Consider the following 5,071-nt stretch of genomic DNA (forward strand, 5'->3'; position numbering starts at 1 on the left):
GGGGTGGACCCGGAGGCGGGGGTCACGGGCGGACGGGACGAGGATCCCCGGAATTGCACTATACAAATCTCTGAGTAGTATTTTGCACTATACAAATCCGAGACCCTCAGGAGGCGCCCGTGTCCGTCGACACCCAGGAGCACGTACCCACCGGCCAGCTGCCCGTGGTGGTGGAGCACAGCAGGTCCGGCCCGGCGCACTCCGCGGGGCCCGAGCGGCTGGTCACGCCCACGTTCGTGGTGGCGTGGGTGGTCAACTTCCTGCAGTACCTGACCTTCTACATGCTGGTCACCACCATGGCGCTGTACGCGGTGAAAAGCTTCGCGGCGTCGGACGCGGTGGGCGGCTTCGCGTCCAGCGCGTTCGTGGTGGGTGCCACCCTGGCGCGGCTGGTCTCCGGCTACCTGGTGGACGCGCTCGGGCGGCGGCGGATGCTGCTGATCGCCCTGGTGGTCGTGGCCGTGGCGTGCGCGCTGTACATCCCGGCGGGATCGCTGCCCGTGCTGATCGCGGTGCGCATGGTCCACGGCTTCGGCTACGCGTTCGCGAGCACCGCCGTGATGACGATCGCGCAGTCCGTGATCCCCGACTCCCGCCGCGGCGAGGGCACCGGGTACTTCGCGCTGGGCACCACGCTGGCGACGGCGATCGGTCCCGCCCTGGGGCTGTTCCTGGTGGGCAACCTGGACTACACGTGGCTGTTCTGGACCACCCTGGCCACCGCGGTGCTCGGCCTGGTGCTGGGCATCTTCCTGCGCGAGCCGCTGGCACACCAGGAGGCGAAGGCGGAACGCTCGAAGTTCTCCCTGAGCGACATCGCGCACCCGTCCGTGCTGCCCATCGGCTCCTTCATGCTGGTGGTGGGCGTCTGCTACGCGGGCGTGATCACCTACCTCAACGCCTACGCCGAGGAGCGCGGTGTCACCACGGGTGCCGCCCTGTTCTTCGTGGCGTACGCCGTGGCCATGCTGATCATGCGCCTGGTGCTGGGCAAGGTGCAGGACCAGCGCGGGGACAACGTGGTGGTGTACCTGGGCCTCATCTGCTTCGCTGTGGCGCTGGGCATCCTTGCTGTGGCCACCCAGGACTGGCAGGTGGTCGTGGCCGGCGCCATGACCGGTCTGGGCTACGGCACGCTCATGCCGGCCGCGCAGGCTATCGCCGTGAGCGCGGTGCCCGCCCACAAGCTGGGCACCGGCATCTCCACCCTGCTGCTGCTCATGGACGTGGGCGTGGGCATTGGCCCCGTGGTCCTGGGCCTGCTGCTCTCCGCCACCGGGTTCGGCACCATGTACACGGTGCTGGCGGTACTGGTGGTCGTGGCGGCTGTTCTGTACCACGCTGTCCACGGGCGGCACCCGCACGCCAAGCGGGGGCGGCTGGCGGTGGACTGACGGTTGCTCCTTTGGGGGCTCGTGGCGTGTGCCGCGGGCCCCTTTTCGTTGCGCGGTTGTTCGGGGGACAACGACGCCGCGGGGCCGGGTGGGTGCGTACCGGCGCCTCTGTGCCAGTCGGTGCCCCCTCCTAGAGTCGATCCATGGATTCCTCGTCATTGCATTTCAAAGAGTGGGATGTCCCCTCCGGGCTGAGGGCGTCGGCCCTGTTTGATGTGGGGTTCACTTCTGGAATCTATGTCCTCGTGTTTGCCAATGGCGAGGAGTACGTGGGCAAGACGGTGAATTTCCCTCGCCGCTTGATGGATCATCGTCGACGGTGGTCGGACATCGTGTCCGTGAGGTTCGCGCCGGTTATTGCAGAGGATCTCGACCGGATGGAACGCGCCGTCGTGTCCGCGCGAGAAGCTGACGGGGTCCTCCTACGCAACCTCTTGCTCCTCTCACAGTCGCTCGGGAGTTCACGTCTGGACTTGCTGATCGACAAGCAGGCCCAGGCGGAGTGGCTGACAGCGGATGAGGACTACACGGGACTGCACGTCGACCCGCAAAGAATTGCCCTTGCGCGCCGCAGGTTGCGTTCGCGGAACAAGCTGGACCAGCTCATGCGTCACCCTCAGGGCGAGGCCGTGGTTTCTACCGTGGCGGCTTATATCAGCGCGGTCATCCCTTCGCCGGATGTGGGGGGAGGGAACGTCCTGGACCTTGACGGCCATGCCTCACACCTCGAAGGGCCCACGGAATCGACGGTTGGCCACCCTCAGCATCCACAGCGTGGAAGTGCTGTTCCTGGGGGAGTGGAGGGGCGATGCCGGTGAGTGGGTGCTCTACACGGTCCTCAACATAGGGCCCCACGGGGATCTGCCGGCTGAGATCACCGCACTCGTCACCACCCACGGTCGTTACCGCTCAGCGGGCACGGTGAGGTCGGTTGAACTGGAGGGTTTCCATGCCGTCCCCGAGTTGCTGCGGATCCCCGGTGTCCTGCGTGCTGCACGATCGCTGGCGCTGGGCCAACTGCGGAAAGGGCGGGGTGCATTTTCACGGTTCCACAACGATGCTTTCGCCGATGCAGTGTTCGCATCTATGAGCGAGGGCGAAGGGTCCTAACCACTGAACCTGTCGCGGGAACCAATGGGACGAAAGGACGGGCGCGGACTGTATCTCGGCAGCTGAGATGTGCGGGGTGGCTATTCAAAGAAATCCTCGTCCACAGCCAAAACCTCGTACGTTTGTTTCACTTGAACGCCCACCCGGTACTTGATCATGAGCGCGACCAACCGGGCGCCGTCGATGAGGATAGGGCGGGGTTGCACCAACGATGCATACTCCTTAGCCAAGGCGGTGAAGGTGCTAGTGGTGATGAAAATACCTCGCGGTGCTCCCTTGACATGCAGAGCCCCTACGAAGGCCTGCAGCGCTTCACGGCCCACCGAGTTGGTTTCCGCATAGCGCTTCGCCTGTATATAGATTTGGTTCAACCCCAATGGGTCCTGATCGATAACACCATCGACGCCGCCATCGCCCGTGCCTCCGATACGCCGCCCGCGCTCTTCAATGCCTCCGTAGCCCATCTTGAGAAGAACCTGAACAACAGCCTCTTCGAAGAAGTCAGGGTGTGAGCCCCGGAGGCGCTGAAGTAGCTCCTCGCCGGTTTTGGTAGTCAGTTGCTCGAAGCCCTGGTCAATTTTCTCCAGGGGGTCAATTTCAGCGACATCAGTCACCAGGGCGGGAGTGGCCGTTGAACGTGCCTCTTTCTTCCAATACGACTTGAAATAGGTGTTCGCTGAACTGTACGTCATGCCATCCGGATGCTCTGAATGAAACTGTCGACCCGCGGCATTGAGGCGATAGTGCCCACGGGATGGCTTGTCCACGAGGTTGGCTCGGGCCAGATGGGTGAGGACCCAACTCATGCGGTGTTCGTAGTTGAGCTCGCCGCTGTTGAGTCGCTCTTGGAGAGCTTTCTCGCTGAGGTGAGCGAGGCGGGCAGCTCGTTCGAAGATCTCCTTGCGGTGGAGGGTCTCTCCAGGCTCCAGAACGTTCATGACGGGGCCCATGAGTTCGGGCCACGTGGGAACTTCACTGGGTCGGGCATTGGGTGAGGTCATGCAGCACCGCTCTCGTGTCTCTCTAGTGGCCGTCTCATGGCTCGAAACCTCAGTGTAGAGATTGCTGCTCAAACACTGGGTGTCAAGAGTGAGGTAAAGCACCGTGTTGTATACCCCCCTTGGGTATATAGTCGATGGCATGAACACGGCCGCTACCACCCACCCGACCAACCACCCAGACCCCCACACGGGTCACGACATGCACGACCACACCACCTCCGACCACTCCGGCCACGACATGTCCAACATGGCCGCCAGCGCCACCCTCCACTGCCTCACCGGCTGCTCCATCGGTGAGATCCTCGGCCTGATCCTGGCCACCGTGTTCGGGTGGGGCAATGTCACGAGCACCGCCGTGGCCATCGCCCTGGCCTTTGTGTTCGGCTACGCCTTGTCCTCCCTGCCCCTGCTGCGCTCCGGCATCAGCGTGGGCCAGGCGCTGCGCCTCGTGCTCGCCGCGGACACCGTCTCCATCCTCACCATGGAGGTCGTGGACAACCTCGTGATGTGGCTGGTCCCCGGCGCCATGGACGCCGGCCTGCTGGACGCCCTCTTCTGGGGCTCCATGGCCCTGTCCCTCGTGATCGCGTACTTCGCCGCTTACCCGGTGAACAAGGCCCTGCTGCGCCGCGGCAAGGGCCACGCCATCACCCACCACGCCTCCGGCGGCGGCCCCATGGACAACCGCCCGCTGGCGTACGGCATCAGCGCCTTCATGCTCGGTGGCTTCGTCGCCTCCTTCGGCACTCTGCTGTAGGGAACTCCCGCAGCGGGGCCCCGCTGCCACCGCGCATTCCGACCAGAAACCCGCCCATACCGGGGTCCAGAAACCCGGGAGGGCCCACAGAAAGGATCCGTCCCATGCGTCGACTTCCCCTCACCCTCGCCGGCCTCGCCATCCTGGTGACCGCCACCGCCTGCTCCGCCGGTTCCGATTCCGCGGACCACTCCGCCCACGAGGGCCACGAGACCAGCGCGAGCTCCAGCGCGACGAGCCAGGCGGCGTCGTCACCCGCGAGCGGCACGCCCAGTGCGAGCCAGGGCGGGCACGCTCACGGCCAGGAGCACATGCACGCCATGGACGGCGGCCCCGCCCCGGAGGGTATCGCCGCCGCGGAGAAGCCCACCTACCCCGTGGGCACGCAGGTCACGCTGACCACCGATCACATGGAGGGCATGAAGGACGCCCCGGCCACCGTGGTGGGCGCCTACAAAACCGTGACCTACGCCGTGAACTACACCCCCACGGACGGCGGGCCTGAGGTCACCAACCACAAGTGGGTGGTCCAGGAGGAGCTCAAGGGCGTCGGTTCGGAGCGCCTCGCGGACGGCACCGAGGTCACCATCGAGGCGGACCACATGCCCGGCATGAAGGGTGCCACGGGCACCATCGCCTCCTCCACCACCCAGACCGTCTACATGGTCGACTACGAGGCCGACGGCATGACCATGAAGAACCACAAGTGGGTCGTGGAGGACGAGCTCGCCCCGCGCCGCTGACGCCCCGGCGGACCACAGCGGACGACGACGCCGCCAGCCCCCCGCTCCCCGCCCCGCGCCCGAGCG

General features: G+C 65.5%; 5 protein-coding genes. 4 read left to right on the plus strand and 1 reads right to left on the minus strand.

Translation table 11 applies throughout. The features are described 5' to 3' along the window. The first annotated feature begins 119 nt into the window (after positions 1-119). Together QL985_RS11705 and QL985_RS11710 are read left to right on the plus strand one after the other, a co-directional pair. Positions 120-1,394 carry an MFS transporter gene (locus tag QL985_RS11705; protein WP_101888152.1) on the plus strand — a complete coding sequence of 425 codons (1,275 nt, stop codon included), beginning with the start codon at positions 120-122 and terminating at the stop codon, positions 1,392-1,394. A 143-nt stretch (positions 1,395-1,537) separates the two neighbouring features. Further along, the gene (locus QL985_RS11710) at positions 1,538-2,212 is read left to right on the plus strand and encodes a GIY-YIG nuclease family protein (RefSeq protein ID WP_059281279.1); all 675 of its coding nucleotides are present in this window, start codon (positions 1,538-1,540) and stop codon (positions 2,210-2,212) included. A 372-nt stretch (positions 2,213-2,584) separates the two neighbouring features. On the opposite strand, the gene QL985_RS11715 is transcribed toward QL985_RS11710, so the two are convergent. Further along, positions 2,585-3,505, minus strand: coding sequence for a restriction endonuclease (locus QL985_RS11715; protein ID WP_059281278.1), 921 nt, complete (start codon positions 3,503-3,505; stop codon positions 2,585-2,587). A 139-nt stretch (positions 3,506-3,644) separates the two neighbouring features. On the opposite strand from QL985_RS11715, the gene QL985_RS11720 reads away from it, so the two are divergent. Together QL985_RS11720 and QL985_RS11725 are read left to right on the plus strand one after the other, a co-directional pair. After that, on the plus strand, positions 3,645-4,262 hold the full coding sequence (locus tag QL985_RS11720; protein WP_235586636.1) for a DUF4396 domain-containing protein: 618 nt from the start codon (positions 3,645-3,647) through the stop codon (positions 4,260-4,262). 104 nt (positions 4,263-4,366) lie between these two features. Further along, the gene (locus QL985_RS11725; RefSeq protein ID WP_059281277.1) at positions 4,367-5,005 is read left to right on the plus strand and encodes a YdhK family protein; all 639 of its coding nucleotides are present in this window, start codon (positions 4,367-4,369) and stop codon (positions 5,003-5,005) included. The last annotated feature ends 66 nt before the right edge of the window (positions 5,006-5,071 follow it).

Origin of the sequence: Kocuria sp. APC 4018, from assembly GCF_030407675.1 — a bacterium.
In the GTDB taxonomy this organism is placed as follows: Bacteria; Actinomycetota; Actinomycetes; order Actinomycetales; family Micrococcaceae; genus Kocuria; species Kocuria rhizophila.

What these genes read in the sequence shown, in the direction of transcription:
- QL985_RS11725 (WP_059281277.1), top strand. Translation starts at nt 4,367, where the DNA reads ATGCGTCGACTTCCCCTCACCCTCGCCGGCCTCGCCATCCTGGTGACC.
- QL985_RS11720 (WP_235586636.1), top strand. Translation starts at nt 3,645, where the DNA reads ATGAACACGGCCGCTACCACCCACCCGACCAACCACCCAGACCCCCAC.
- QL985_RS11710 (WP_059281279.1), top strand. Translation starts at nt 1,538, where the DNA reads ATGGATTCCTCGTCATTGCATTTCAAAGAGTGGGATGTCCCCTCCGGG.
- QL985_RS11715 (WP_059281278.1), bottom strand. Translation starts at nt 3,505, where the DNA reads ATGACCTCACCCAATGCCCGACCCAGTGAAGTTCCCACGTGGCCCGAA.